At 68.9% G+C, this 23,587-nt stretch carries 25 protein-coding genes; 11 read left to right on the forward strand and 14 right to left on the reverse strand.

The features are described 5' to 3' along the window. Positions 1-115: 115 nt before the first annotated feature. A complete protein-coding gene (locus AC5W7N_RS16305; RefSeq protein WP_163809875.1) occupies positions 116-1,126 on the reverse strand; it encodes an alpha/beta hydrolase in 1,011 nt (336 codons plus the stop codon). Positions 1,127-1,273: 147 nt separating this feature from the next. Beyond that, the gene (locus tag AC5W7N_RS16310) at positions 1,274-2,023 is read right to left on the reverse strand and encodes a hypothetical protein (protein WP_495921840.1); all 750 of its coding nucleotides are present in this window, start codon (positions 2,021-2,023) and stop codon (positions 1,274-1,276) included. Positions 2,024-2,250: 227 nt separating this feature from the next. Here AC5W7N_RS16310 and AC5W7N_RS16315 point away from each other — a divergent pair, with 227 nt between their 5' ends. Continuing rightward, positions 2,251-2,739: an FBP domain-containing protein gene (locus tag AC5W7N_RS16315; RefSeq protein WP_195019956.1), complete on the forward strand. Its 489-nt coding sequence runs from the start codon at positions 2,251-2,253 to the stop codon at positions 2,737-2,739. Between the two features lie 308 nt (positions 2,740-3,047). Here the strand turns inward: AC5W7N_RS16315 and AC5W7N_RS16320 are convergent, their stop codons facing one another. The 3 genes from AC5W7N_RS16320 to AC5W7N_RS16330 form a co-directional block, all read right to left on the reverse strand. After that, positions 3,048-4,349: an FUSC family protein gene (locus tag AC5W7N_RS16320; protein ID WP_495921841.1), complete on the reverse strand. Its 1,302-nt coding sequence runs from the start codon at positions 4,347-4,349 to the stop codon at positions 3,048-3,050. A 21-nt stretch (positions 4,350-4,370) separates the two neighbouring features. Beyond that, the gene (locus AC5W7N_RS16325; protein WP_495921842.1) at positions 4,371-4,760 is read right to left on the reverse strand and encodes a hypothetical protein; all 390 of its coding nucleotides are present in this window, start codon (positions 4,758-4,760) and stop codon (positions 4,371-4,373) included. Positions 4,761-4,935: 175 nt separating this feature from the next. Then, positions 4,936-5,337: a winged helix DNA-binding protein gene (locus tag AC5W7N_RS16330; protein WP_194991505.1), complete on the reverse strand. Its 402-nt coding sequence runs from the start codon at positions 5,335-5,337 to the stop codon at positions 4,936-4,938. Positions 5,338-5,389: 52 nt separating this feature from the next. On the opposite strand from AC5W7N_RS16330, the gene AC5W7N_RS16335 reads away from it, so the two are divergent. Beyond that, positions 5,390-5,563 carry a hypothetical protein gene (locus AC5W7N_RS16335; RefSeq protein ID WP_195019953.1) on the forward strand — a complete coding sequence of 58 codons (174 nt, stop codon included), beginning with the start codon at positions 5,390-5,392 and terminating at the stop codon, positions 5,561-5,563. Positions 5,564-5,635: 72 nt separating this feature from the next. Next, positions 5,636-6,079, forward strand: coding sequence for a MarR family winged helix-turn-helix transcriptional regulator (locus AC5W7N_RS16340; RefSeq protein ID WP_163809135.1), 444 nt, complete (start codon positions 5,636-5,638; stop codon positions 6,077-6,079). Positions 6,080-6,168: 89 nt separating this feature from the next. Here the strand turns inward: AC5W7N_RS16340 and AC5W7N_RS16345 are convergent, their stop codons facing one another. The 5 genes from AC5W7N_RS16345 to AC5W7N_RS16365 form a co-directional block, all read right to left on the reverse strand. Then, on the reverse strand, positions 6,169-7,254 hold the full coding sequence (locus AC5W7N_RS16345; protein WP_495921843.1) for a glycine betaine ABC transporter substrate-binding protein: 1,086 nt from the start codon (positions 7,252-7,254) through the stop codon (positions 6,169-6,171). After that, positions 7,251-8,033: an ABC transporter permease gene (locus AC5W7N_RS16350; RefSeq protein WP_163809137.1), complete on the reverse strand. Its 783-nt coding sequence runs from the start codon at positions 8,031-8,033 to the stop codon at positions 7,251-7,253. The genes AC5W7N_RS16345 and AC5W7N_RS16350 overlap by 4 nt, the downstream gene beginning before the upstream one ends. 70 nt (positions 8,034-8,103) lie before the next feature. Next, entirely contained in the window at positions 8,104-9,354 is a 1,251-nt protein-coding gene (locus AC5W7N_RS16355) for an ABC transporter ATP-binding protein (RefSeq protein ID WP_495921844.1), read from the reverse strand. After that, positions 9,347-9,997, reverse strand: coding sequence for an ABC transporter permease (locus tag AC5W7N_RS16360; RefSeq protein ID WP_163809881.1), 651 nt, complete (start codon positions 9,995-9,997; stop codon positions 9,347-9,349). The genes AC5W7N_RS16355 and AC5W7N_RS16360 overlap by 8 nt, the downstream gene beginning before the upstream one ends. A 102-nt stretch (positions 9,998-10,099) precedes the next feature. Then, positions 10,100-10,588, reverse strand: a complete 489-nt coding sequence (locus tag AC5W7N_RS16365) for a MarR family winged helix-turn-helix transcriptional regulator (RefSeq protein ID WP_375139359.1) — start codon at positions 10,586-10,588, stop codon at positions 10,100-10,102. Between the two features lie 69 nt (positions 10,589-10,657). Between AC5W7N_RS16365 and AC5W7N_RS16370 the strand changes: the two genes are divergently transcribed. The 4 genes from AC5W7N_RS16370 (at position 10,658) to AC5W7N_RS16385 (ending at position 15,096) form a co-directional block, all read left to right on the forward strand. Beyond that, a complete protein-coding gene (locus tag AC5W7N_RS16370; protein ID WP_163809141.1) occupies positions 10,658-12,100 on the forward strand; it encodes an MFS transporter in 1,443 nt (480 codons plus the stop codon). A gap of 77 nt (positions 12,101-12,177) precedes the next feature. After that, positions 12,178-12,807: a CHAP domain-containing protein gene (locus AC5W7N_RS16375; protein WP_194991502.1), complete on the forward strand. Its 630-nt coding sequence runs from the start codon at positions 12,178-12,180 to the stop codon at positions 12,805-12,807. Between the two features lie 254 nt (positions 12,808-13,061). Next, positions 13,062-14,204: a hypothetical protein gene (locus AC5W7N_RS16380; RefSeq protein WP_194991503.1), complete on the forward strand. Its 1,143-nt coding sequence runs from the start codon at positions 13,062-13,064 to the stop codon at positions 14,202-14,204. A gap of 175 nt (positions 14,205-14,379) precedes the next feature. Continuing rightward, positions 14,380-15,096 carry a DUF1906 domain-containing protein gene (locus AC5W7N_RS16385; protein WP_495921845.1) on the forward strand — a complete coding sequence of 239 codons (717 nt, stop codon included), beginning with the start codon at positions 14,380-14,382 and terminating at the stop codon, positions 15,094-15,096. Between the two features lie 3 nt (positions 15,097-15,099). On the opposite strand, the gene AC5W7N_RS16390 is transcribed toward AC5W7N_RS16385, so the two are convergent. Beyond that, positions 15,100-15,459: a hypothetical protein gene (locus AC5W7N_RS16390; protein WP_163809149.1), complete on the reverse strand. Its 360-nt coding sequence runs from the start codon at positions 15,457-15,459 to the stop codon at positions 15,100-15,102. Between the two features lie 224 nt (positions 15,460-15,683). Beyond that, positions 15,684-16,457, reverse strand: coding sequence for an Rv1157c family protein (locus AC5W7N_RS16395; RefSeq protein ID WP_495921846.1), 774 nt, complete (start codon positions 16,455-16,457; stop codon positions 15,684-15,686). A gap of 374 nt (positions 16,458-16,831) precedes the next feature. Between AC5W7N_RS16395 and AC5W7N_RS16400 the strand changes: the two genes are divergently transcribed. Further along, positions 16,832-18,088, forward strand: coding sequence for a mannosyltransferase (locus AC5W7N_RS16400; RefSeq protein WP_495921847.1), 1,257 nt, complete (start codon positions 16,832-16,834; stop codon positions 18,086-18,088). Here the strand turns inward: AC5W7N_RS16400 and AC5W7N_RS16405 are convergent. Both AC5W7N_RS16405 and AC5W7N_RS16410 read right to left on the reverse strand, forming a co-directional pair. Continuing rightward, a complete protein-coding gene (locus tag AC5W7N_RS16405) occupies positions 18,027-18,326 on the reverse strand; it encodes a 4a-hydroxytetrahydrobiopterin dehydratase (RefSeq protein ID WP_194990327.1) in 300 nt (99 codons plus the stop codon). The genes AC5W7N_RS16400 and AC5W7N_RS16405 overlap by 62 nt on opposite strands. Before the next feature lie 137 nt (positions 18,327-18,463). Continuing rightward, on the reverse strand, positions 18,464-18,640 hold the full coding sequence (locus AC5W7N_RS16410; protein ID WP_085996247.1) for a hypothetical protein: 177 nt from the start codon (positions 18,638-18,640) through the stop codon (positions 18,464-18,466). A gap of 274 nt (positions 18,641-18,914) precedes the next feature. Between AC5W7N_RS16410 and typA the strand changes: the two genes are divergently transcribed. From typA to mshB, 3 genes are all read left to right on the forward strand, one after another. After that, positions 18,915-20,816, forward strand: coding sequence for a translational GTPase TypA (typA, locus tag AC5W7N_RS16415; RefSeq protein WP_163809158.1), 1,902 nt, complete (start codon positions 18,915-18,917; stop codon positions 20,814-20,816). Between the two features lie 135 nt (positions 20,817-20,951). Then, a complete protein-coding gene (locus tag AC5W7N_RS16420; protein ID WP_163809883.1) occupies positions 20,952-22,697 on the forward strand; it encodes an ABC transporter family substrate-binding protein in 1,746 nt (581 codons plus the stop codon). Further along, positions 22,694-23,587 (forward strand): N-acetyl-1-D-myo-inositol-2-amino-2-deoxy-alpha-D-glucopyranoside deacetylase, encoded by an 894-nt coding sequence (mshB, locus tag AC5W7N_RS16425; protein ID WP_495921848.1) that lies wholly within the window; start codon positions 22,694-22,696, stop codon positions 23,585-23,587. The genes AC5W7N_RS16420 and mshB overlap by 4 nt, the downstream gene beginning before the upstream one ends.

Consider the following 23,587-nt stretch of genomic DNA (forward strand, 5'->3'; position numbering starts at 1 on the left):
CCGTCTTCATGGCGTCTGGCATCGCGCAGGTTCGGTGTGGGCCACGGTGTTCTAGCGGAAACTCCGCGTTCCAGCAGAAACTCCGCGACATGCCGCCGATCGGTATCAGCCGCCCTCAGGCCGGCAGTTCGAGCCCGCGCGCGATCACCGGCCAGGAGTTGATCAGGGCATCACGCCAGTAACCCCACGAATGCGTGCCGACGGGCGGGAAATCCACGGTCGCGGGGATGTTCAACTCGTCGAGCCGGGCGGCGAGATTGTGTGAGCAGTAGTTGGTGGCCGCTTCGATGATGCCGCCGATCACCACCTGGTTGGCCAGACCATAGGCGCCGGGCAGGGCGTACGGGCCGTTGAGGGTGTCGTGGGGACCGGGTAGGCCGCTGCCGGAGGAGATGAACAGGTCCAGGCCGCGCAGGCCTTCGGCATTGACGTACGGATCGTTCTGCACCCACAGCGGGTCGTTCGGCGGACCGTACATGTTCTCCACGTCGCCGCCGCCCCACACCTCAACGCTCAGCCGCACGGCCTCCCGCCCGAACGGGTCGCTGGTCTGCGCGCAGCCGCTGTACGCGGCGGCGGCCTGGAACAGGCCGGGCGCGGCGATGGGCAGATTCAGCACGGACGTTCCCGAGGTGGACAGGCCGGCGATGGCGTTGAGCCCGTTGGTGCCGAAGGCCCCGTCGATCAGCGGCGGGAGTTCCTGGGTGAGGAAGGTCTTCCACTTGTTGACGCCGAGCACGGGGTCGGGCGCACGCCAGTCGGTGTAGTAGCTCCACGCGCCGCCGATCGGCTGCACGACGTTGACGTCCTTCTCGCCGAGGAATGCCAGCGCGTCCGGCGCCCGGCTCACCCAATTGGCGGTGCCCTCGCCACCGTCGGCGCCGTTGAGCAGGTACAGCACCGGGCGCGGCTGGGACGCATCGCGCGGGCGCTGTACCGAGACCGAGATATCGCGGCCCATGGCCGTGGAGAACACCTGCAACTTCACATTGCGGTCGTCGGCGATGCGGACGTCGGTGATCCGTGACCCGTTCGGGGCGACGGGCCTGGCGAGCAGATCGCCCGAGGCGATGATCGGGTCGTCGGACGGTGTGGCCTGCGCGCCGACCGGGGCGATGGCCGTCATGGCGGCCAGACAACCGGTGACGACGATGGTGCGGATTCGTAGCTTCACTGATATCCCGCCTGTTCGTGGTCGGTGCATCCGTGGTGCTCGGTTGTTCCTGCAGGGCGACGTTACCCAACCTGTCCCGCTCGACGCAGCGAGATCGGCTCACTTCGCGGCGGCGGCGAAATAGGCGGTGCGCACATCCACCATGGTGGGCGGCGGGAAATCGGGTGAGCCGGCGCCGAGCTCGCCCATCGCCACCTGCCAGGTATCCGACGATGTATCGATCGCGGTGCGGGCATCGGCGGCCTGGAGCACGACCTCGGAGCCGCCGGTGCACGAATACGCGCCCACCATGCCGTCGGAGCGGCCGCCCCACGCGCCACCGATCCGGATCCGGCACTGGCGGCCGTCGGCGAGTTCGAGCGCCCACGGCTCGGGGGATTCGGTGGCGGCGATGGGTTCGAGCGGCGGATCGACGGTGTATCGGCGCAGTTCCCGGTCCCACGGGTCGTCGGCGCAGAGCAGTTCGGTGCGCGCGGGCGTCGGCCAGCAGACGTCGGCGGCGTCGGCGGAGGCACCGCAGTGATAGATGCCCGCGGTGGTCGCGGAGTGACTGGGTGCGGCGTTGCGGCAGTTCAGGGTGCCGTAGGGATCGGGTTCGATGACGGTGAATCCGTCGGCGGGCCTGCCCGCGGCGTCGACGGCGGTGAGCGAGACGACCTCGGTGGGCTCGGACGCGCCGGTGGTCACGGTGGGCTGCGCTGGGCTCGCGGGTGGGTCCTCGGCCGCCGGGCCTGCCTGGGTGGTGGTGGACAACTTGGTGGCGGGGCCGGAGTCGTCGTCGGATCCGCAGCCGGTGAGCGTCAGCGCGAGCGCTGCGCCGACCACCGATATCGACCTCGCGAACGCCATGAGCTACCGCCTCATCAGTGGATACCCGTGCCGCTCGAGTGTAGCCAGCGGAGTTCCTGGTCCAGGCGGTTTTCGCGGGGCCGGCGCACCCGGGGCGGCGCCCCGCAGACGAATGTCGGCCACCCGGCGAACAGGGCCCATCCGGTGTGAAAATCGGTTGTCCGCCGCAGAGCGGTCCCCTAACGTCTCTTCGGTTTTGTCCATCAACGACCGGAGGGAGCACCACTGTGCAACCCGTTAGCGAACGCGACATCAGGTCGTCGTTCATCAACTGCTCCAAAGGAGACGCCAAGCGATTACCGGTCCCGCGCGACCTGGATCAGCGCCCTTGGGAAGACCTGGATTTCCTCGGCTGGAGCGATCCGTCGTTTCCCGGCCGCTGCTATCTCGTCGCGCCGGGTGACGATCGCCTCATCGGTGTCGCGTTCCGGTACGAAACCGGCGGTTCCGGTCGCGCGCAGATGTGCACGATCTGCCTCACCACACACACCGGCGGCGGGGTGTCGTTGCTGACCGCGCACAAGGCCGGCGAATCCGGGCGGCGCGGCAACTCGGTCGGTACCTACATGTGCACCGACCTGGCCTGCTCGCTGTACGCGCGCGGCAAGAAGCGGCCGGCCATGGGCAGCCGCTACCGCGAGGACCTCGGTCTCGAGGAGAAGATCGAACGCGTGCGGGAGAACCTGGCCGCGTTCATCGGCCGGCTCTACAGCTGATCCGGCCATGACCACGACGACACCGAAGGAGGTAGATGCCATGGGCCGACACCAGAGAACCAACCCGCTGCATCCCGAGTCCTGTTAGCTCAGCACAGGACTCGGGGTGCGCAGCTTTCTCTTCGATCGAGAGGGGCCGTGCGGACGGACCTTGTCGTTGGTGGGGAAACTGTTGGAGGTAGCGGGCCCACTGATACACAGCGCGGTATGGCGCGCGGCTCGAACCTGCTCGGCCGTTACTTCCGGACAGCCTCCGTGCTCCCGAGCCGCGTGCTGTCAGAGAGGCGCTGCACCGGTTCCCTTCTTGCTCAAGACAATTCGGCGACGCTCTCGGCCCAGCGCGTGAGCTGACCGGGATCACCGGGGCGGCCCGGCCCCGCATTCCACGTGGCGGCGAGGATGCGATGACCGAGCCGGCGGACGCGCTCGTGGTGCACCCACTGTGCGCGCGCCCACGTGGGTTCGTTATGCGCGGCATCGATTTCGGCCAGCGTCGAGCCCATCAGCTCGAACTCCAGTTCCTTGCGGATCATCGGAACCCGGCCGGGATCCGCCCGCAGCGCGAGCAACAGTGTGTCGAGCGATTCGAGGACGCGGCGGTCATTGCGCAGCAGCACCCGGCGGTGCGAATGGCGATCGACCAACCACAGCACACCGAGCCCGATCACCACCCCGATGACGCTCTCGAGGAACCGATCGAACGCCACCGGCAGCGGATCGCCGTAGTGCCCGCCGCCACCCATCAGCAGTGCCAGCGGAGTGATGAAGACGACCGCCAGACCGTAGTTGCGGGCGACGAACAATTCGATCGAGAACTGCAGCGCCATCAGGATGAGTACCAAGGCGACGCCGCGCGGTTCGAACGCGTAGATGAGGGTGAACACGGCGAGCCCGAGCACCGTACCGCCCACCCGGTGGATGCCGCGGTAGGTGCCGCGCACCCGGTCCGGGCCTTGATGCAGCAGCACGGCGACCGTCATCACCGCCCAGTCGGGGCGGCCGATGGACAACGCGACGGTCAACGATCCGGCGAGAATCGCCGCGAGTCCGATGCGGTGGGCGGCGACGGCGGCGTGACTGTCCGGCGACAGCGAGCGGGCCAGGCGGAAACGTAGCGATGGGTACGGGGTCGGCGCGGGGCGCCCGGTATCGAACAGGGCATCGGCATCGTCGACGCCGTTGCGATGCAGGGCGTCCGCGAAACGCGACTGGGCGTCGGCCAGGGTGCGCGCGGGCGGATGGCCGAGCTCGGAGCGGCGGGCGTCGTCCAGCATGGTCCACGCGGTTTGGATCTTCATGCCCGCGGTGTAGCGGGCGGCGGCGAGATCGGGGGAGTCGCGTGTCAGGCCGTCGTAGGCGCGCACCGCCTCCACCGCGGCCGCGACCGCGTTCTCCTCCGGGGCATGCGGATACCGCAGCGCGCCCGACATGCCGACGATCAACGCGCTCACCGCGCCCGCCGAGGCCCACAGCGCGACCGCGCCCGGCGACACCCCGGCGCCGGTCACCGTCGCACCGATCCCGACGGCGAGCACGAAGAAGAACCCGCCCGGCGGGCCCAACCGCAACGCGGAGTTCACGAACGTGCTTATCACCGCCACCACAGCCATCAGCCCGACCAGCACAAGTAGTCACGCATGCGCACCACCCGCGGCGGTATGCCGATGAATCGCCGCCCCCGTGAATCCACCGGCGCACGCCGCCGCGATCAATCCGAGCCCCGCCCAGCCGATCGCCCGCCACCGCTGCCGGTACACCCGACCCTCACCGAAGATCACCGCAAACGAACCGAGCGCCGCGATGAGCCCCTGCTGCTCATGCCCCAGCAGCGCGGCGATCAGCGCGGGCACACCGAACGCGAGCGCGGTACGGGCCGCACCGGGCAGCCGCCGGCCCGCCGGCGGCACCCCGAACAGCACGGCCCGTGCCGGCGCGGGCGACGGGAGATGCGGACCGTTCGCCTCGGGCCGTGCGAGGTCCTGTTCCGGTGACGGAGAATTCGGGCCGTCCGGTTCGGGCACGTGTCAGCTCCTTGCCGGTCCGGGCAGGCCGACCGGGCGGCAGCCTGCGGTGATCATTCCCGGCGAGCGTATCGCCGAGGCTCGGCGACTCGGGCGCGAGCAGACGGGAAGCGGCGGCGGACGTCCCGGGACCGCGCCCGCGAACGATCGGCGGGAGCCCGGTGGTCCTGCCGCATCACGGCGTTTCCAGATTGACGATCATGCGGTGCAGGACGTCCATCAGCTCCGAGAACTCCTGTGAGCTGACGCCCTCGGTCATCCGCTCGCGCAGGCTTCCGACCTCGGCCGCCGCGGCTCGGTGCGCCGACCGGCCGGACGCGGTCAGGGTGTAGCGTCCGTCGCCGTCGCGGTCGACCCAGCCGCGGGCGGTCACACCGCCGACCACATCGGAGACGCTCTCACCGTTGGCGTCCCAGAACGGACGCAGCGCATCGATGAGCTGTGCTTCGTCGACCAGACCGCGACTGATCGTGTTCAGCGTCTGCCATTCCCGGCGGTTCAGGCCGGCATTGCCGAGCAAGCGGTCGAAGGTGGTCTCGATCAGCTGATCGAGCCGCTTCAGCCGGAACCCGATCATGCGGTCCTGATCGGAGCCGGACGTCGCGCCAGGCCGAGAGTCGGAGCCGGAGGTGGAGCCGGGGGCGGGCGTCGAGCCGGAGCCGGAGTCCGACCCGGAATCCGAGCCCGACCCCGAGGTCGGGCCGGAGCCGGAGGCAGGCAAGTGGATTTCGGACGAGGCGGGTTCGGGTGGCGGGGCTGCGCAGGCCGTCACTGTGAGTACGGCAAGGGCGCAGAGCAAGTAGCGCATACGGGGTCCTCTCGACTGGCATTTAGTTGTAAAAGTACAACTAGATGTCCGGCGCTACCATTCCCTCATGAACGACGTCGAGCGAGTCGAACGTGCCATGGTGGAGATCCGCCGCCGGCAGACCCGGCGCACCCTGGCGCCCGAGGGTGAGCCCGCGGGCCAGGCCTTCGACGTTCTCGACATAGTCGCCGCCACGGCGGAACCGACCGTCTCCACCGTCGCCGATGCCCTCGCCGTGGACCGCCCGCGAGCCAGCCGTCTGGTGGCCGCCGCTGTCGACGCCGGCTATATCGAGCGCATCGCCGACCAATCCGACGGCCGCCGTTCCCTGTTGGCGGTCACGCCGGCGGGCCGGGCCGCGCTCCGCTCGGCTCATCAGCGCCGCATCGACGCCTTCGCCTCGGCCATGCGCGACTGGACCGATACCGAACGACACCGATTCGCGGACCTGCTCACGCGTTTCGTCGCCGGAATGCCGAACCGAGGCGCGCCCGATACTCACCCGGAGTGACAGCGGTGCCCGGCCCGGTGCACTGGGTCGGACAACGACGTGTGTGCCGCCGTGATGAGCCGACAGAGGCGGCTCGAGTTGGCAGGCCGTCACCCTTCGGTGACGAACCCTTCGGCTACCAACCAGTCCCGTGCGACTTCGGACGGCTCGCGTCCGTCCACATCGACCTGCCGATTGAGTTCGGTGATGGTTTCGTTGGTGAGGAGCGCCGAGATGGGCTCCAGCACGGTGATGACCTCGGGGTGGGCTTCGGCGAAATCGCGGCGCATGACCAGGGCGGCGTTGTATTTCGGGAAGAAGCGCTGGTCGTCTTCGAGCAGGAGGAGGCCGAGGGAGGGGATGCGGCCGTCGGTGGCGGCGACGGAACCGAAGCTGCATTGGCGGCCGTCGGCGACGGAAGTGTAGACGAGTGCGTCCTGCACCAGGCGTTTCTGCACCGCGCCCTCGTCGATGCCGTATTTGGCTGCCATGCCGGGGAATCCGTCGCGCCGGACATTGAATTCGGTGCCGACGCAGGTGGCGGCTCGGCCTGGATCGGTGGCGATCAGGCGGGCGTAGTCGGACAGGGTGCGCACGCCCGTTTCGGCGGCGGTGGCGGCATTGGTGACCAGGGCATAGGTGTTGTTCATCGGCGCCATCGCGGCCCAGACCATGTCGTGGGCGGCCAGGTCGGCGTCGCGGACGGCCTCGAACTGGCCGCGCTCGTCCGGGATGCGGGTCTCGTTGCCGAGGTAGTTCATCCAGCCGGTGCCGGTGTAGTCGTAGGCGATGTCGATCTGGCCGTGCAGTTGGGCGTCGCGCAAGCTGTTGGAACCCTGGATATTGGTCAGGTCGCGGACCTCGGCGCCGGCCGCCACCATGGCGAACTCGATGATGTAGCCGAGGATGTTCTGCTCGGTGAAATCCTTGGAGCCCACCGTGATCGGCACGCCGGCCAGCTCGGGAACCGGCCGGATGCTGCCCGGCCCCACCCGCAGCGGGACAGCGCTACCGGCTTCCAAACCGCAGCCGGTGAGCAGCAGCAGGCCCGCGAGAACCAGCAGGAGCGCCCTGCCCGGCTTCCGGCGGGAACGGGACCGGGCGCGCCGCCGGCAACTCTCCGACCCGGTGAGCAGCGCAGTCACCGCCGAGCGCCGGTAATCCGCGCGTTCGGTGGCTGCGCGCGCCGAGTTCATGTCAACCCCCGCGGCCCGAGGAACTCTTCGGCCAGCGCGCCCAGCCAGTCGACCAGCAGCGCCAGCGCGACGGCGAGGACGGCGCCGACGACGAGAGTCACGTTGTCCCGCAACTTGTATCCGGTGTCGATGAGGATACCGAGCCCGCCCGCGCTCACCAGGAACGACAGAGTGGCCGTCCCCACCGCGAGCACCAGCGAGGTACGCAGACCGGCCAGAATGTAGGGCACGGCGAGCGGGAACTCGATGCGCCGCAACACCGTCGAGGCCGACATGCCCTGCCCGCGACCGGCGTCGATGAGCGTCCGGTCCACTTGCTGATAGCCGAGGATCGTATTGCGCAGCACGGGTAGCAGCGAATAGAAGGCGATCGGCGCGACACCGATCCAGAAACCCGTGGTCTTGGTGACCAGATAGAACAGCACGATCAGGCCGATGGCGGGTGCGGCGGCACCGATATTGGCGATGCCGACGAAAAACGGCGCTAGCCTGCGGAAGCGCGGCCGCGACAACAGCGTCCCGAGCGGGACCGCGAGCGCGACCACGATCAGCACAACGGTCACGGTGATCAGCACATGCTGCCAGGTGACCTTCGCGATATTGGACGCGTTCAAACTCGCCTGCTGCGTCACCGTCAGGTCGCGATCGAACGCCCAGATCAGCACACCGGCGGCAAGGATCAGCACCAGCGCGGGCTGGACGAGCAGGCGCAGCCGTTCGGCCCGGCGCGCGGTGGCGGGGGCGGCGGTGCGTGCGGTGGGAGCCGTTGTCGCGGTCATAGCCGGCTCCCGGTGCGCGTCGCCTCCGTCGGCGACGCTGCGCGGATCCCACCGGACGGCGGTCGGTTCATCACGGCGTGCCGCCCTTTTCCGCCGCCCCGCCCGCGATACCCCCGAGCTCCGCGTCCTCGCCTGCCGTCGGCGCACCGATCCGTGCCGGCGAATCACTACCGTTTCGCGCGTGTTCGGCACGCAGCGCCGACAAGTGCCCGACCAGGGTGTCGATGGTGATCAGCCCGGCGTACTCGCCTCGCTGCCCGGTGACCACCGCCGTCGCGGTGCTCTCGGCCAGGAGCGCCTCCAACGCGTCCTGCAAGGTCGATTGCAGCGAAACCACTTCGCCCACCGGGCGTCCCACGTTCGTCAGCGTCCCAGCATGTGCGAGTTGCGGCGCCGAGACCCAACGCAGCGGCCGCTGTCTGCTGTCGAGGATCAATGCCCACGGCCAGTCGAGGCCGTCGAGCGCTTGTCGTACCCGCTCGAGCGGCTCGTCTTCCGTGGCGGTCGGGCAACTGCCCAGCTCCACATCGCGCACCCGGGTGAGCGTGAGCTGCTTGAGCGAAGCGTCGGCGCCGACGAATCCGGCCACTGTCTCGTCGGCCGGATCGGCGAGGATCGCGGCCGGAGTGTCGTATTGCAGAATGCGGGACCGATTGCCCAGCACCGCGATTCGATCGCCGAGCTTGACCGCCTCGTTGAAATCGTGGGTGACGAACACGATGGTTTTGCGCAGCTCCGCCTGCAATCGCATCAGTTCGTCTTGGAGCAGCCCGCGGGTGATCGGGTCGACGGCACCGAACGGCTCGTCCATCAGCAGCACCGGCGGGTCCGCCGCCAGCGCCCGCGCCACCCCGACGCGCTGCTGCTGCCCGCCGGAGAGCTGGCGTGGGTACCGGTGCCGATAGGTATCGGGGTCGAGGCCGACCAGTTCGAGCATCTCGTCGGTGCGCGCCGCGATGCGCTTGCGGTCCCAGCCGATCAGCCCAGGCACCGTCGCGACGTTCTTGGCGACGGTCATATGCGGGAACAGGCCGGCCTGCTGGATGGAATAGCCGATGCCGCGGCGCAACTCGTCGGGGTCGATCGACAGTGCGTCCTTGCCGCCGATGGTGATGGTGCCCGAGGTCTGTTCGATCAACCGGTTGATCATCCGCATCGTGGTGGTCTTGCCGCAGCCGGACGGCCCGACAAGGACCACGATCTCACCGGCCGGAATCGTCAGGCTGACGTTGTCGACCGCCGGTTGCTGCTGGTCGCCATAGCGTTTGGTGACCGAGTCGAGGACGATCTCGACGCCGGACACGGGTTCGGAGTCAGACACGGATCCCTTTCGACGTGGTGAATCGGCCGAGGAGCAGCAGCAGTCCGTCCAGCGTGAGCGCGAGAACGACGATCAGCACGGTGCCGGTCAAGGCCTGCGGCACGGCATTCGGAGTACCCAGCCTGGTGAGGCCGGTGAGGATCAGGTTGCCGAGCCCGGGCCCCTTGGCGTAGGCGGCGATGGCGAGGATGCCCATCAGCATCTGGGTGCTGATCCGGATACCGGTCAGGATCGCGGGCCAGGCCAGCGGGAGTTCGATCCGCGCCAGCACCCGCAGCCGGTTCATGCCGACGCCGCGCGCAGCGTCGGTGATCGCCGGATCGACGGCAGCCAGCCCGACGATGGTGTTGCGCAGGATCGGCAGGAGTGCGTACAGCACCATCGCGGTGATGGTGGGGGCGACGCCGAGGCCGAGCAGTGGAATCAGCAAGCCGAGCAGGGCGAATGACGGAATGGTGAGAATGGTGCTCGCCGCGGCGGTGGCCACCGAGGAGCCGAGCGGACTGCGATAGACCAGTACGCCGATGGCCACGGCGACCAGGGCGCCGAGTACCACCGATTGCACGACCGCCGACACGTGCAGATAGGAGTCGGTGAGCAGTTGGTGGCGCCGGTTCACGACGAAAGTCCACAGCGTGTCCAGAGTTTCCGCCTCCCCGGTCCCTCGCCCGTCGCGGGTCAGTGTATCGAGCCGACGGCGTCGCGCACGGGATTCGGCGGTCTCGGTGGGTGATTCGGCCGGCTCTCAGCTGCCGGGCCGCGGCCAGGGGTTGCCCTCGAGCCGCTCGACCGACTGGTTGAACTTCGTGATGAGCCGGTGCAGCTGTTCGACGTCCTCGGCGGGCCAATCGGCGACGACGCGGCCGATCCCGTCGCGGCCGACGGTGCGGTCGGCGGCGAGCAGCTCCATTCCCTTGTTGCTGGGACGGACCTTGCGCGCGAGCCCGCCCTCCGGATCGGGGACCCGCTCCACCAAGCCCTGATCGAGCATCGCGCCGACCTGGCGGTTGACCGTCGAGATGTCCAGCCGCAGCGCTTCGGCCAGTTCCCGCAGGCTCAACGGCGATCCGACGTCGAGCCGGGTGAGGATCAGGTACGCCGAACGGTCCAGCTGAAAACGGGGATGACGACTGGATGCGGGGGTATGGCGGGACAGCAGCGTGAGCTCGAACGACAGCCGTGACAGCGGCTTCTCGGCCGCCGAACCGAAATCACCCGAATCGGACATGGCCATCACTATGTCGCGCACGTCACTCGAAATCCAAATTGTGTACCATACACATGATATGTATCGTACACATTCATGACCGCTGTAGCCGACGTGTCCTCGAACACGACCGACAACCGGCGCACACCCGCGCCCGCCGTTCTCATCGCAACGCTCTCGACGGTGGGTGTCGTCGTCTCGCTGATGCAGACGCTGGTCATCCCGATCATTCCGTCGCTGCCCGGCTACCTGAACACCTCCGCGTCCAACGCCGCCTGGGTGGTCACCGCCACGCTGCTGGCCGGTGCGGTGTCCACCCCGATCAGCGGCAGGCTCGGCGATATGTTCGGCAAGCGGCGGGTGCTGCTGGTGAACCTGGGCGCGATGATCGCGGGCTCGGTGATCTGCGCGCTGTCCACCGCGCTGCTGCCCGCGATCGTCGGCCGCTCGCTACAGGGCATGGCGGTCGGGGCGATCCCGCTGGGCATCAGCATCATTCGCGACGAGCTGCCGCCCGAGCGGGTGGGTGCGGCCATGGCGACGATCAGCGCGACCCTCGGCGTTGGCGGTGCGATCGGCATGCCGTTCGCCGCCTTCATCGCGCAGAACGCCGACTGGCACATGCTGTTCTGGATCTCGGGCGGGCTCGGCCTGCTCTGCCTGCTGGCCGTGGTCACGTTCGTCCCGGAATCGCCGGTGCGCACGCCCGGCCGCTTCGACTTCGGCGGTGCGGTCGGCCTCTCGATCGCATTGCTCGCACTGCTGATCGCGATCAGCAAGGGCGCGGACTGGGGATGGGGGAGCGCGTCGATCCTGACCCTGTTCGCCGTCTCGGTGCTGACGTTCCTCGGCTGGGGCTACTTCGAATTGCGGCAGCGTTCGCCGCTGGTGGATCTGCGGGTGTCGGCGCGGCCGCGCGTGCTGTTCACCAATATCGCTTCGGTGGCCGTCGGTTTCGCGCTCTACGGCATGTCGCTGACCTTCCCGCAGCTGCTCATGGCCCCTGAGGCGACGGGCTACGGCTTCGGATTGTCCATGGTGCAGGCCGGTCTGGTGATGGCGCCGGGCGGACTGGTGATGATGCTGCTCTCGCCGGTATCGGCGCGGTTGTCCGCGGCACGCGGGCCCAAGTTCACCCTCGCGGTCGGCTCCGGCGTGATCGCCATCGGCTACCTGTGCGCGCTGGTGTTGATGAACAGCGTCTGGCAGATCGGGCTGGCCGGCGTGATCGTCGCCGGCGGTGTCGGCCTGGCCTATGCCGCGATGCCCGCGCTGATCATGGGCGCGGTGCCGCTGAGTGAGACGGCGGCGGCCAACGGCCTCAACTCGCTGATGCGCTCCATCGGCACGTCCACCTCGGCGGCGGTGATGAGCGTTGTGCTCGCGCATATGACCATCTCGCTGGCCGGGCACGCGCTGCCCTCCCGCGACGGCTTCCACACCGCCTTCCTCATCTCGGTGGCCGCGGCGGTCGTGGCGATCGTGCTCACCAGCCTGATTCCGATGGGGAAGAAGGAGCCCGCGGCTGTATCCGACTGAGGCGGGAACCACTCGGCCGTGCCGAACGTCCAATGAGGTAGGGCAACGCGGGTAGCCCCTGGATGAACGGAGCCGGGATGACGCAGCGGGGAGCCGCATCGACGACGATGCGAGCGGAGGGGCGCGGTGCCGGTGGATGGTTGATCGCGGGACTGCTGATCGTCGCGATGGTCGTCGCGGGCGTGGCCGGTGTGCGCTGGTGGCAGGAGCGCGACACCCATTCGGCCGTCGTGGGTGAATCACTGCGACAGTTCCCGGAGATCGACGCCGCCGCGCTCAGCTCCGAACAGGCGGCGATCGTTGCCGTGCTGGAGCGGGAATTCGCCGATCCGGGCGAGGGGCCGAAGTACGCGGAGGGTGTCACCGAGCCGTGGTGCGCCGACTTCGTCAGCTGGGTCATGCGCGAGGCCGGCCTGCCGCTGTCGAACCCCAACTCGGGATCATGGCGGATCCCCGGCGTGTACACCCTGCAGGAGTACTACGAATCCGCCGGGCGGTTCGTGCCGATCGGCGCCGGTTACCAGCCGCGCACCGGAGATGTGCTGCTCTACAGCGACAGCAGTCCGTTCACCCAGCACACCAACGTCGTGCTCGGTGCCGAGAACGGCACCGTCACCACGATCGGCGGCAACGAATTCGGCACGGTGCGGATCCATCGGTTCGCCCTCGCCGAGGTGCCCGGCATTGTCGGGTTCGGCCGGATCTGAACCACGCCCGACGAGGTGAATGTTCCGGCGAGCGAACAAAGGGCTCGTCGGACGGGATATCGACGCCTAGCATGTACTTCGGAGGCGCCCGGCAGCGCCGCCACCGATCCCTGTCCTGCTGTCCCCTCATCGGCAGGACAGGGATCACTCTTTTCATGACATGACATGGCCGTCACCGCCATGCGGTCTGATCGACACCCGAATCGCGTACCGTGTCGAACAGTCCGTTGGAGGTGAGGGTCTCGGAACGTCTGATGCAGCCGATAGAGCAAGCGCACAACGATCCGCAATGGATCGAATACGCCGAGTTCGGCGAACGTTTCGTCACCCACGCGGTGACGACCGACCGGATCGAGGCGGCGGTCGCCGGAATCGCGGGCAAGGGCATGAAGTTCGGCCCCTTCTCGGTGGGGCCTGCCGGATTGGCCGGGCTGGTGGCCGAGGGCAAGGTGGGCCGGCCGGTGGTGGTCCGCAGCGGCCCGCACGTCACCTTCGAGATGCGGGTTCCGGTCTCGCTGTCGGTGAAAGTGCTGCTCGGCGGCAAGAAATTGCGGCTGGAGACGGTCGTCGCCATCGATATGACGCTGCACGCGCGCACCGCCGCGCCGCTGCTCATCGTCATCGACATCCCGCCGATCAAACCCGCCGACGTCAGCGTCGTGCTGCGCGCGCAGGCCGTGGACACCGCAGGGGAATGGCTGCTGGATCCGGTGGCCGGGGTGGTGCAACGCGAGGTCGCCCAGCGGGTGAACACGATGCTCGCCGATCCGCAGGCACGCCGTTCGCGGGTCTTCGACGTGGCGGCGATGGTCGCGGGCACGCCGTCCCCGCATCGCGACGACAGCGAGTTCGACTGGATCGGCTACGACGAGTTCGGCCATCGGTTCTTTCCGCTGATCGTCACCAGGGACCGGGTCTTCGAGGTGGTCAAAGGGCTCGCCGGCCGGGCGATCGAGGTGGGTCCGTTCCGCACCGGCCCGCGTGAATCGGCGACGGTGACGGTGCGCGGGGCGGTCCGGCTGCCCGAACTCACCGAACGCCCGCGCCCCGATCCCCGCCATTCGGACGTCGGCTTCGATCTGCTGTTGCCGGTCTGGCTGGACATCACCGTCGACGTCCTCAAGGCCAACCATTACCGCGCCGACGTCCGCATACCGCTGTTGCTCACCGCGCGGGCCGCGGATCCGCTGCTGATCGTCATCGACGTGCCGCCGCCGGACCGCGAGGACATCCGGCTCGAGTTCAGCGCGGTCGGCCTGCGGGCCGCCACCCTCGGCGCGCTCGCGGGCATTCGCAAACAGGTGATCGCGCAGGTCGCGCAGGTGGTGCGCAAGGAACTGGCCGACCCGGCCGGGCGCACCATCGACGTGGGCGCCCGCATCGATGGGACGGTGTGAACACCCCGCTGTGGCATGAGTGATCAGAGTGCCCAGTGGGTCTGGCGGTTCCCATGTGAATGTGGTGGAATGAGTTCACGTTCGAGGCTACCGGCGCACGAGTGACACTTGGGGAAGGTGCGCCGGGCCGCTGCTCAGTGGTCGGTGTCGTCGGGGGTGGCGAAGGAGTCCAGTGATGCGTTCGTCTCTGTCCCGGCGTGAGCTGTTCGGCTACGCGGCTGCCGCGGCCGTGGTCGGCTCGATCGGCGCCACCGCGAGCCTGCCGCGTGCGCGCGCCGAATCGCTCGGCACCCTCGTCGATTACGCCGCCGGAGTACCGTCGGCGGCCGCCATCCGCGACGCCGGCCATACCGGCGTCATCCGCTACGTCTCCGACCGCCGTCCCGGCGCCGAATGGATGGCGGGCAAACCACTGCTCGCCGCGGAGGTCGAAGATCTCAACGCGGCCGGGCTGACGATCGTGTCGTGCTACCAGTTCGGCAAGGGCCAGACCGCCGACTGGCGCGGTGGTCTGGAAGCCGGCAAGCGGCACGCCGAACGCGGCCTGGAACTGCATCTGGCGGCCGGCGGACCGGAAGGTGTGCCGATCTACGCCTCGATCGACGACAACCCCTCCGCCGCCGATTTCGCCACCATGATCGCGCCCTACCTGCTCGGCTGGCACGCTGTGCTCGGCCGGGAGAACACCGGCGTCTACGCGAACTCGCCCACCATTGATCTCGCCGTCGCCGCGGGCCTGGGATCCTGGTACTGGCAGCACGATTGGGGCACGCCGGAGGGTTATGTGAACCCGGCGGCGCATCTGCATCAGTTCGAGATCGACGACCGCGCCATCGACGGCGTCGGCGTCGATCTCAACAACATCCTCACCGCCGAATACGGAGCCTGGTAGGCCTCAGGTCTGGCAGTGGCAGGCCGGGTCGACCCGCAGATCCGGCTCGTCATCGGGGACCACCCGCAGCATCGGCCTGGACTCCGGGGCCTCATGGTTGCCCATCCAAGACAGCAGCGACCACCGCGACAGCCCCGACAGCGCCGAACCGAGGCTGGCGAAGGATCCCGAGGAGATCACCGAGGCGAACGATCCCACCGAGCCGATCGACAGGATCGATCCCACACTGCCGATGGACAGGATCGAATACGCCGAGCCGATGGACAGGATCGAACCTTCGGAGCGGATGGACAGAATCGACCGGCGCGAACGCCGGCTGCGGACCGAATCGCGGGACTTCATCGAACGTTCGACAGTCGCCATGGGTTCGGTCTACCACAGCGGCGCGGCGCTGCGGGGGAGAACACCAGCGTGATTTCGCGAATGGCATCACAGCGAACCAGTTGTTCCGCTTGCTTACGCAACAACTGAATTCGCGAGATGCGGGTAACTCACCGGGTACGCCCAAAACTTGGTGCGTACCAACCGGCGGCCCGGTGAGTTACCAGCCCGGCTCCCAACTCCCGGCAAAAACGCGGAGAGGCGGATCAGCCGACGGTGAAGAAGCCAACCGTCGGCAGGAAGTTGCAGGTGCGCGGCGCTGCGTCGGCGGCCTGCGTGGTCAGCGAACCGCCGATCACCGCGACGATGCGGCCGGAGCCGGTGTTCGCGATGGCCGACAGGGTGGCCGGGCCGTCCGGGTTGATCTTGGCCTCGTTGGTCAGCGCCTGGACACCGGACTGGCGGGTGTCGAGGTTGAGCCACTGCACCGTCATCGGCGGGTTCTGCACATCGGTCGGCGACTTGGTGCCGAGCGCGGTGAACACGAACCCGGTCTGGCCTGCCGCAGGCCCGGGCGGGGGCAGCTGGGCCGGGCCGGGCACCGCGAGCGCGGTGCCGACCGAGTCGGCGGAATCGGAGATGCAGCCCTTACCGATGGTCGGGTACAGGAACTGCGCGATGGCCGGGCCCTGCTCCGGTAGGTCGGGGCCACCGCCGCCGCTGCCGTCGAGGAACTTGATGATGCGTTCCAGCGTCGACTTGATCTGCGGCGGCAGATTCAGGGTGGCCAGCAGGGCTTTGGCCTGGTCCAGCAGGGCGGCCTGGGGGCTCGCGGTCTCGGCGGCCGCGATCTGGCCCACGATGGCAGGCGTCAGGGCGGCGAGCGCGTCCACCGGAACGCCCTCGGGAACCATCGGGACGCTGTTCGGCGCCGCGGCGGGCGCCGGGGCCGCGACGGTTGTCGCGGGCGCGGCGAGCATGGCGCTCGCCGCAATGGCGAGCGCGGACAAGGCGATCCGCGATCCTCGGGTGCGAAGCACTGGTCTTGCCGTCCTTACCTCGGGTACATCTGGTCGACGCTGAAAAGCCGTCGTTTCGGGGGTCACTCTAAGGACAACGCCGCATGTTGTACAGCAGCGGTGCCGGAAATGCGCGCCGTGGACGAACGTGTTATCAGAAGGTAGCGCCGTTCAGTGTTACTGGTGTGAAAGTTGATGCAAATGTTACTTGTGGTTCGGGGGATGTGTATGCCAGGGCAGCGTGGTCGCCGCCCGCACTGCGGTTAATGTAGTCGGAGCCTTCCATTCCAGGCCGCCGAATCGCCCGAACGACGCGATCCGGCCGGCCCCGGCCCGAATCGAAAGTCCCGCATTTGAACCAGCAGAGCGCTCGGACGGACGCATGCCCGCCGGTCGTGCCCGCCCGAGCGGCCGCACCGCATCGCTGGGCCACCCACACCCGCTGGGCCGTGGCCGCGCTGGCCGCCAGCGTGCTCGCCCGGCTGCTGTGGATGCTGTTCGCGCCGAACGGCATGAACCTGGTGGACCTGCACGTCTACGTCGACGGCTCGGCGGCCCTGCTCACCGACAAGCTCTACGACTTCACCTACGCGGAGAAGACCCCGGATTTCCCGCTGCCGTTCACCTATCCGCCGTTCGCCGCCGTGGTGTTCTTCCCGCTGCACTATCTGCCCTTCACAGTGGTCGCGATCGCCTGGCTGCTGGCCATCGCGGCAGCGCTGTACGCCATCGTGCGTATCGCGCTGGAACTGATTCTCGGCGCCGAGACCGCGCAGCAGCCGGGCTGGCGCACGGCGTCGATCACCTGGACCGCGATCGGACTCTGGCTGGAGCCGGTGCGAACCACCATGGACTACGGACAGGTCAACGTCTTCCTGGTGCTCGCGGTGATGCTCGCGGTGCGCAGTGCGCGGTGGTGGATCTCCGGCACGCTGGTCGGCGTGGTGGCGGGTATCAAGCTGACGCCCGCGATCAGCGGCCTGTATTTTCTCGCGCGCAGGCGCTGGGCGACGGTGGCGTGGTCGGCGGCGGTCTTCGGCGCGACGGTCGGGCTCAGCTTCCTCATCTCCGCGGGCGAGACCCGGCGCTACTTCGGCACCCTGCTCGGTGACGCCGACCGAATCGGGCCGGTGGGATCGGTGTGGAACCAGTCGCTGCGTGGCGCGCTGAGCCGGCTGCTCGGCTACGACGTGGAGACGGGTCCGTGGTGGGTGGCCTCGGTCGTGCTCGTCGCGGTGCTGGCGCTGCTGGCCTGGCGCACGCTCGGGCCCGACGACCGGCTCGGCACCCTGCTGATGGTGCAGCTGTTCGGATTGCTCATCTCGCCGATCTCGTGGTCACACCATTGGGTCTGGCTGCTGCCGACCGTGCTGTGGCTGCTGTACGGGCCGCTGCGCGAGGTGCCGGGCGCGCGCGTCTTCGCCGGCTACTGGCTGGTGACCGCGCTGGTCGGCGCGCCGTGGGTGCTGTCGTTCTTCCAGGACTCGATCTGGACCATTCCCCGGCCGTGGGTGCTGTCCTGGCTGGGGACGGTCGACGTCGCCGGCGTGCTCGCGATGCTGGTGTGGATCATCTGCGCGCAGCGGCTGCTCACTCGGACTGCGCGGCCAGCCGATCTATCTCGTGCGCCAGCGCCACATCCGACGCGGTGAGCCCGCCCTCGCTGTGCGTGGACAGGGTGAAGGTGACATTGCGCCAGCGGATATCGATATCGGGATGATGGTTGGCGGCCTCTGCCGCGACGGCGACCCGGCGCACCAATTCGATCCCGGCGGGGAACGTCGCGGCTTTGATCGTGCGGCTGATCGAATCCCCTTCGCGGGACCATTCGGGCAGTGAGGTCAAGGCCGCCGATATCTCGTCGTCGGACAGTAATGGGGTAGTGGTCATTGTCTCGTTGTACCCCGGTTGCGCATGATCATGAGCGCGGTCCACGAAACCTCGCAGGATCAGTCGGTGTTGGATGTCGCCTGATCCGGAGGCCCTGCATGGTGACGCTTCGCTGCCGCTTCCGGGCCTCGACCGGATCAGGCGGCGCGCGCCTTCTTCAAGCCCTTCTTCAGCTCTTTCCCCGTCACACCCGCCGCTTCCAGGCGTTTCATCCGCATGATGACCACAGGGCACTTGATGCACCGCGTCTTCTTGCGGCAGCACTTCTTCTTCGGCTTGAGGCTCGAAACCTTCTTTGCCTTGACCTTGCCCATGGCGAGTAAGCCTACCCTTAGTCGAATGTGGAGTCCCAGGTGCACCTGGGTGCCGGTAGGGTGTATCTGGCCGCGATGCCCGGTGAGTTCCATTCTCCACCTGTTTTGTACAGGGAGCCCCGGCGCGAGGGTCAGGACCCGTAGGCGGCAGCTTGCGTAACCACGTAGGGTCCCGCTCGCGCCGGCATCGAGTACAGCGCGAGCGTCAGGAACCTTGGGGCGCCGGACAGTGAGCACCGTCGCCACCATCTACCGAACAGCAGGAGGAACAAGCGTGTCGTCTGCACGCGATTTTCGCAACGTCGCCATCGTGGCCCACGTCGACCACGGTAAAACGACGTTGGTCGACGCCATGCTGCGCCAATCCGGCGCCTTCGCCGAACGGGCCGAGCTGGTCGACCGGGTCATGGACTCCGGCGACCTGGAACGCGAGAAGGGCATCACGATTCTCGCCAAGAACACCGCGGTGCACCGGCACAACGCCGACGGCTCCGTGACCGTCATCAACGTCATCGATACGCCCGGCCACGCCGACTTCGGCGGTGAGGTCGAGCGCGGCCTGTCCATGGTCGACGGCGTCGTGCTGCTGGTCGACGCCTCCGAGGGTCCGCTGCCCCAGACCCGTTTCGTGCTGCGTAAGGCGCTGGCCGCCTCGCTGCCGGTGATCCTGGTCGTCAACAAGACCGACCGCCCCGACGCCCGGATCGCCGAGGTCGTCGAGGAGAGCCACGATCTACTGCTCGACCTCGCCTCCGACCTGGACGACGACGCCGCCGAGGCCGCCGAACTCGCCCTCGATCTGCCCGTGCTCTACGCCTCCGGCCGAGAGGGCAAGGCGTCGAAGGTGGCCCCCGAGAACGGGCAGGCCCCCGACGCGGAGAACCTCGACGCCCTGTTCGAGGTGCTGCTCGAGAACATCCCGGCGCCCAAGGGCGATCCGACCGCGCCGCTGCAGGCGCACGTCACCAACCTCGACGCCTCGGCCTTCCTAGGCCGGCTCGCGCTGGTGCGCATCCACAACGGCGAGCTGCGCAAGGGCCAGAACGTGGCCTGGATGCACGCCGACGGCGTCAAGAACGTCAAGATCACCGAGCTGCTGCAGACCATCGGCGTCGAGCGTCAGCCGGGCGAGGTGGCCGTGGCCGGCGATATCGTCGCCGTCGCGGGCATCCCGGACATCATGATCGGCGACACCCTGGCCGACCCGGACAACCCGGTGGCGCTGCCGCGCATCAGCGTCGACGAGCCCGCCATCTCGGTGACCATCGGCACCAACACCTCGCCGCTGGTCGGCCGGGTGCAGGGGCACAAGCTCACCGCGCGCATGGTCAAGTCGCGGCTGGATCAGGAACTGGTCGGCAACGTCTCGCTGCGAGTGCTCGACATCGGCCGCCCCGACGCCTGGGAGGTGCAGGGCCGTGGTGAGCTGGCGCTGGCCATCCTGGTCGAGCAGATGCGCCGCGAGGGCTTCGAGCTGACCGTCGGCAAGCCGCAGGTGGTCACCAAGACCGTCGACGGCAAGGTGCACGAGCCCTACGAAGAGCTCACCATCGACTGCCCCGACGAGTACCTCGGCGCCATCACCCAGCTGCTGGCCGCCCGCAAGGGCAAGATGGTCCAGATGAACAACCACGCCGCGGGCTGGGTGCGGATGGAGTTCATCGTGCCCTCGCGTGGCCTGATCGGTTTCCGCACCGACTTCCTCACCGAGACCCGCGGCACCGGCATCGCCAACGCCGTCTTCCACGGCTACGCGCCGTGGGCCGGTGAGATCCGCGCGCGCCACACCGGTTCGCTGGTCTCCGACCGTGCGGGCACCGTCACCCCGTTCGCCATGATCCAGCTCGCCGACCGCGGCCAGTTCTTCGTGGAGCCGGGTGCGGACACCTACGAGGGCATGGTCGTCGGCATCAACCCGCGCGCCGAGGATCTCGACATCAACGTCACCAGGGAGAAGAAGCTCACCAACATGCGCTCCTCCACCGCCGACGTGATGGAGACCCTGGCCAAGCCGCTGCAGCTCGACCTCGAAGGCGCCATGGAGTTCTGCGCCGCCGACGAATGCGTCGAGGTCACCCCCGAGGTGGTACGGGTGCGCAAGGTGACCCTGTCCGCCACCGACCGGGCCAGGGAGACCTCCCGGCGCAAGGCCCGCGACCGCGCGGCCGCGCAGTAGGCCGACGACCAGGCGAGGTCCCACGCCGTGCCACGAAACCGCCGGGCCCCGTGCTCGGCGGTTTCGCGTACACGGCCGAGCACGATATGGCGAGGTAGAGTGCCGAGGGTGAATTCGGGGGCGCGACGGCGCGCGATGTGGCGTGCGATGCTGGTTGTGATGACGGCGTTGCTGCCGGTGGTCGCCGGGTGCACCGCGAACCCGCCGCCGCCGATCGAGAGCACCGACAGTCCGAAGACGACGCCGGCCGAGCCGGGCAAGAACACCGTCGTGGTGGCCATCGACGACATCGGCATCGGCTTCAATCCGCATCTGCGCTCGGATCAGTCGCCTGCGACGGCGGCGGTCAGCTCGATGGTGCTGCCGAGCCCGTTCCGTCCGGTGCCCGATCCCGCGGTGCCCGGCGGCACGCAGTGGGTGCCCGATTCGGCGCTGGTCGAGCAGGCCGAGGTGACCTCGCACGAACCGTTCACCATCACCTACAAGCTGCGCAATCAGGCCAACTGGTCCGACGGTGCGCCGATCGCCGCCGAGGATTTCCGGTTCCTGTGGCGGCAGATGATCACCCAGCCCGGCGTGGTGGATCCGGCGGGCTACCGGTTGATCTCCGACGTCGCGTCGACGGCGGGCGGTAAGACCGTCACCGTCACCATGGCGGCACCGTATCCGGCGTGGCGGCAGTTGTTCGCGAATCTGCTGCCCTCACATCTGGTGAAGGATTCGCCGGGCGGTTTCCAGCGCACGCTGACCGAGGGCATCGCGGTGTCCGGCGGCAGCTTCAAGATCAAATCCGCCGATCAGGGCCGGGACGAGATCCTGCTCGAACGCAACGACCGGTACTGGGGCAAGCCCGCGGTGCCGGATCAGATCCTGTTGCGCCGCGGCGGAACTCCCGCGCAGGTGGCGGATTCGCTGCGCACCGGCGACGCGCAGATGGCGCTGGTGCACGGCGGCGTGGCGACCCAGGCGCAGCTGGCGGCCATCCCGTCGGTGCGCACGGCGATCATGCCGCAGGCGCGGGAACTGCAATTCGTGTTGAACGGCCGCAGCGGCGATCTGGTGGACCCGCGGGTGCGCACGGCGGTGCTCGCCCTGCTCGATCCGGCGCTGCTGGCCACCGTCGGCGCGCAGACCGGCGGCTGGGTGGAACCGGTGCGCGCGCAGGTGCTCTCGCCGTCGGATCCCGGCTATGTGCCGACCGCGCCGCCGCGCCCGAGCCAGGACGAGGCCTTCGCCCTGCTCGCCGAATCCGGGTACGGGCGGGCCCCGGAACCACCGCCCGTGGTCTCGGCCACCTCGCCCGCGCCGCGCCCGCGCCCGGTGGCCAAGGACGGCAAATCGCTGACCATTCGGATCGGCGCCGTCGCCAACGACCCCACCGCGCTCGCCGTCGCCCATACCGCCGCCGACCAGCTGCGCAGCGCGGGTATCGACGCCAGCGTGCGCAGCGTCGCCGGTGACGAGCTGTACGGCAAGGAGCTGGTCGAGGGCACCATCGACGCCATCGTCGGCTGGGAGGTGGCGGGTTCGGACCCGGCCACCGTGCTGGCCTCCCGGTACGGCTGCCCGCCGGTGACACCGCCCGGCCCGGACGGCGATCCCGACCCCGATGCCGAAGTGGTCCGGCTGGCGCCGAGCAACCTGTCGGGCATCTGCGATCCGGGCGCCCAGCCCGCCGTCGACGGTGCGCTGGTGGGCATCGAGACCGCCCGGGTGCTCGCCGAGGCCGAACCACGCCTGTGGGCGGCGGCGACGGTACTGCCGATCGTGCAGGACAACGTGGTCGCGGCCTCGGGGCCGTCGGTGGACGGCGCCTCGCTCAGCGGCGCCATCCAGGTCGGCATCTTCGGCGACGCGGCGAACTGGCGGCGGGTCGGATGAGCGGGCCCGCCACCGGTACCGGCGGCCTGCTGCTGGTGCACGCGCACCCGGACGACGAATCGATCACCACCGGCGGCACCATCGCCCACTATCGCCGTCGGGGGATCCCGGTCACCGTGGTCACCTGCACCCTCGGTGAAGAGGGCGAGGTGATCGGTGCGCAGTGGGCGCAGCTGAGCGCCGAGCACGCCGATCAGCTCGGCGGCTACCGCATCCTCGAACTCACCAGGGCGCTGGCCGCGCTCGACGCCGCGCCGCCGCGTTTCCTCGGCGGCGCCGGACGCTGGCGGGATTCCGGGATGGCGGGCACCCCGAGCGCCGAGCATCCGCGCGCGTTCGTCCGGTCGGGCCGGGAAGCGGTCGACGCGCTGACCGAGATCGTGCTCGAACTGCGGCCAAGGGTGGTGGTGGGCTACGACCCGGACGGCGGTTACGGCCATCCCGACCATGTGCGGGCCCATCAGATCACCACCGAAGCGGTGCATGCGGCGGCCGAACGTGGCTGGGACACACCGAAGTTCTACTGGACGGTGACCGACGCCGACCTGCTGGCACTGCACACCGAGGCGTTGGCCCGCCGGACGGTGGACGGGCTGCCGGGTGCGCTGCCCGCCGGGTGGCGCCTGCCCGCCGAAGGCGAGCTGGCCTGCGTGCCGAGCAGCACCGTCACCACCACCGTCGACGTCTCGGACGTGTTGGCGGCCAAGCGGGAAGCCTTGCGCGCGCACGCCACGCAGGTGACGGTGGCGCCGTCCGGGCGCGAGTTCGCGCTGTCGAACAACATCGCCCAGCCGGTGCTGCCGGAGGAACATTTCGTGCTGGTCCGCGGCGTCCGCGGGCCGCTCGGCCCGGATGGGCGTGAGCACGATCTGTTCGGCGCGCCCGCCTAA

The sequence above is a fragment of the Nocardia sp. CDC519 genome, assembly GCF_059509835.1.

Excerpts from the sequence above, each read along its gene's own strand:
- AC5W7N_RS16305 (WP_163809875.1), bottom strand. The coding sequence starts at position 1,126 with ATGACGGCCATCGCCCCGGTCGGCGCGCAGGCCACACCGTCCGACGAC.
- AC5W7N_RS16310 (WP_495921840.1), bottom strand. The coding sequence starts at position 2,023 with ATGGCGTTCGCGAGGTCGATATCGGTGGTCGGCGCAGCGCTCGCGCTG.
- AC5W7N_RS16320 (WP_495921841.1), bottom strand. The coding sequence starts at position 4,349 with ATGGCTGTGGTGGCGGTGATAAGCACGTTCGTGAACTCCGCGTTGCGG.
- AC5W7N_RS16330 (WP_194991505.1), bottom strand. The coding sequence starts at position 5,337 with ATGATCGGGTTCCGGCTGAAGCGGCTCGATCAGCTGATCGAGACCACC.
- AC5W7N_RS16340 (WP_163809135.1), top strand. The coding sequence starts at position 5,636 with ATGAACGACGTCGAGCGAGTCGAACGTGCCATGGTGGAGATCCGCCGC.
- AC5W7N_RS16345 (WP_495921843.1), bottom strand. The coding sequence starts at position 7,254 with ATGAACTCGGCGCGCGCAGCCACCGAACGCGCGGATTACCGGCGCTCG.
- AC5W7N_RS16350 (WP_163809137.1), bottom strand. The coding sequence starts at position 8,033 with ATGACCGCGACAACGGCTCCCACCGCACGCACCGCCGCCCCCGCCACC.
- AC5W7N_RS16365 (WP_375139359.1), bottom strand. The coding sequence starts at position 10,588 with ATGGCCATGTCCGATTCGGGTGATTTCGGTTCGGCGGCCGAGAAGCCG.
- AC5W7N_RS16370 (WP_163809141.1), top strand. The coding sequence starts at position 10,658 with ATGACCGCTGTAGCCGACGTGTCCTCGAACACGACCGACAACCGGCGC.
- AC5W7N_RS16375 (WP_194991502.1), top strand. The coding sequence starts at position 12,178 with ATGACGCAGCGGGGAGCCGCATCGACGACGATGCGAGCGGAGGGGCGC.
- AC5W7N_RS16380 (WP_194991503.1), top strand. The coding sequence starts at position 13,062 with ATGCAGCCGATAGAGCAAGCGCACAACGATCCGCAATGGATCGAATAC.
- AC5W7N_RS16385 (WP_495921845.1), top strand. The coding sequence starts at position 14,380 with ATGCGTTCGTCTCTGTCCCGGCGTGAGCTGTTCGGCTACGCGGCTGCC.
- AC5W7N_RS16390 (WP_163809149.1), bottom strand. The coding sequence starts at position 15,459 with ATGGCGACTGTCGAACGTTCGATGAAGTCCCGCGATTCGGTCCGCAGC.
- AC5W7N_RS16405 (WP_194990327.1), bottom strand. The coding sequence starts at position 18,326 with ATGACCACTACCCCATTACTGTCCGACGACGAGATATCGGCGGCCTTG.
- AC5W7N_RS16410 (WP_085996247.1), bottom strand. The coding sequence starts at position 18,640 with ATGGGCAAGGTCAAGGCAAAGAAGGTTTCGAGCCTCAAGCCGAAGAAG.
- AC5W7N_RS16420 (WP_163809883.1), top strand. The coding sequence starts at position 20,952 with ATGTGGCGTGCGATGCTGGTTGTGATGACGGCGTTGCTGCCGGTGGTC.
- mshB (WP_495921848.1), top strand. The coding sequence starts at position 22,694 with ATGAGCGGGCCCGCCACCGGTACCGGCGGCCTGCTGCTGGTGCACGCG.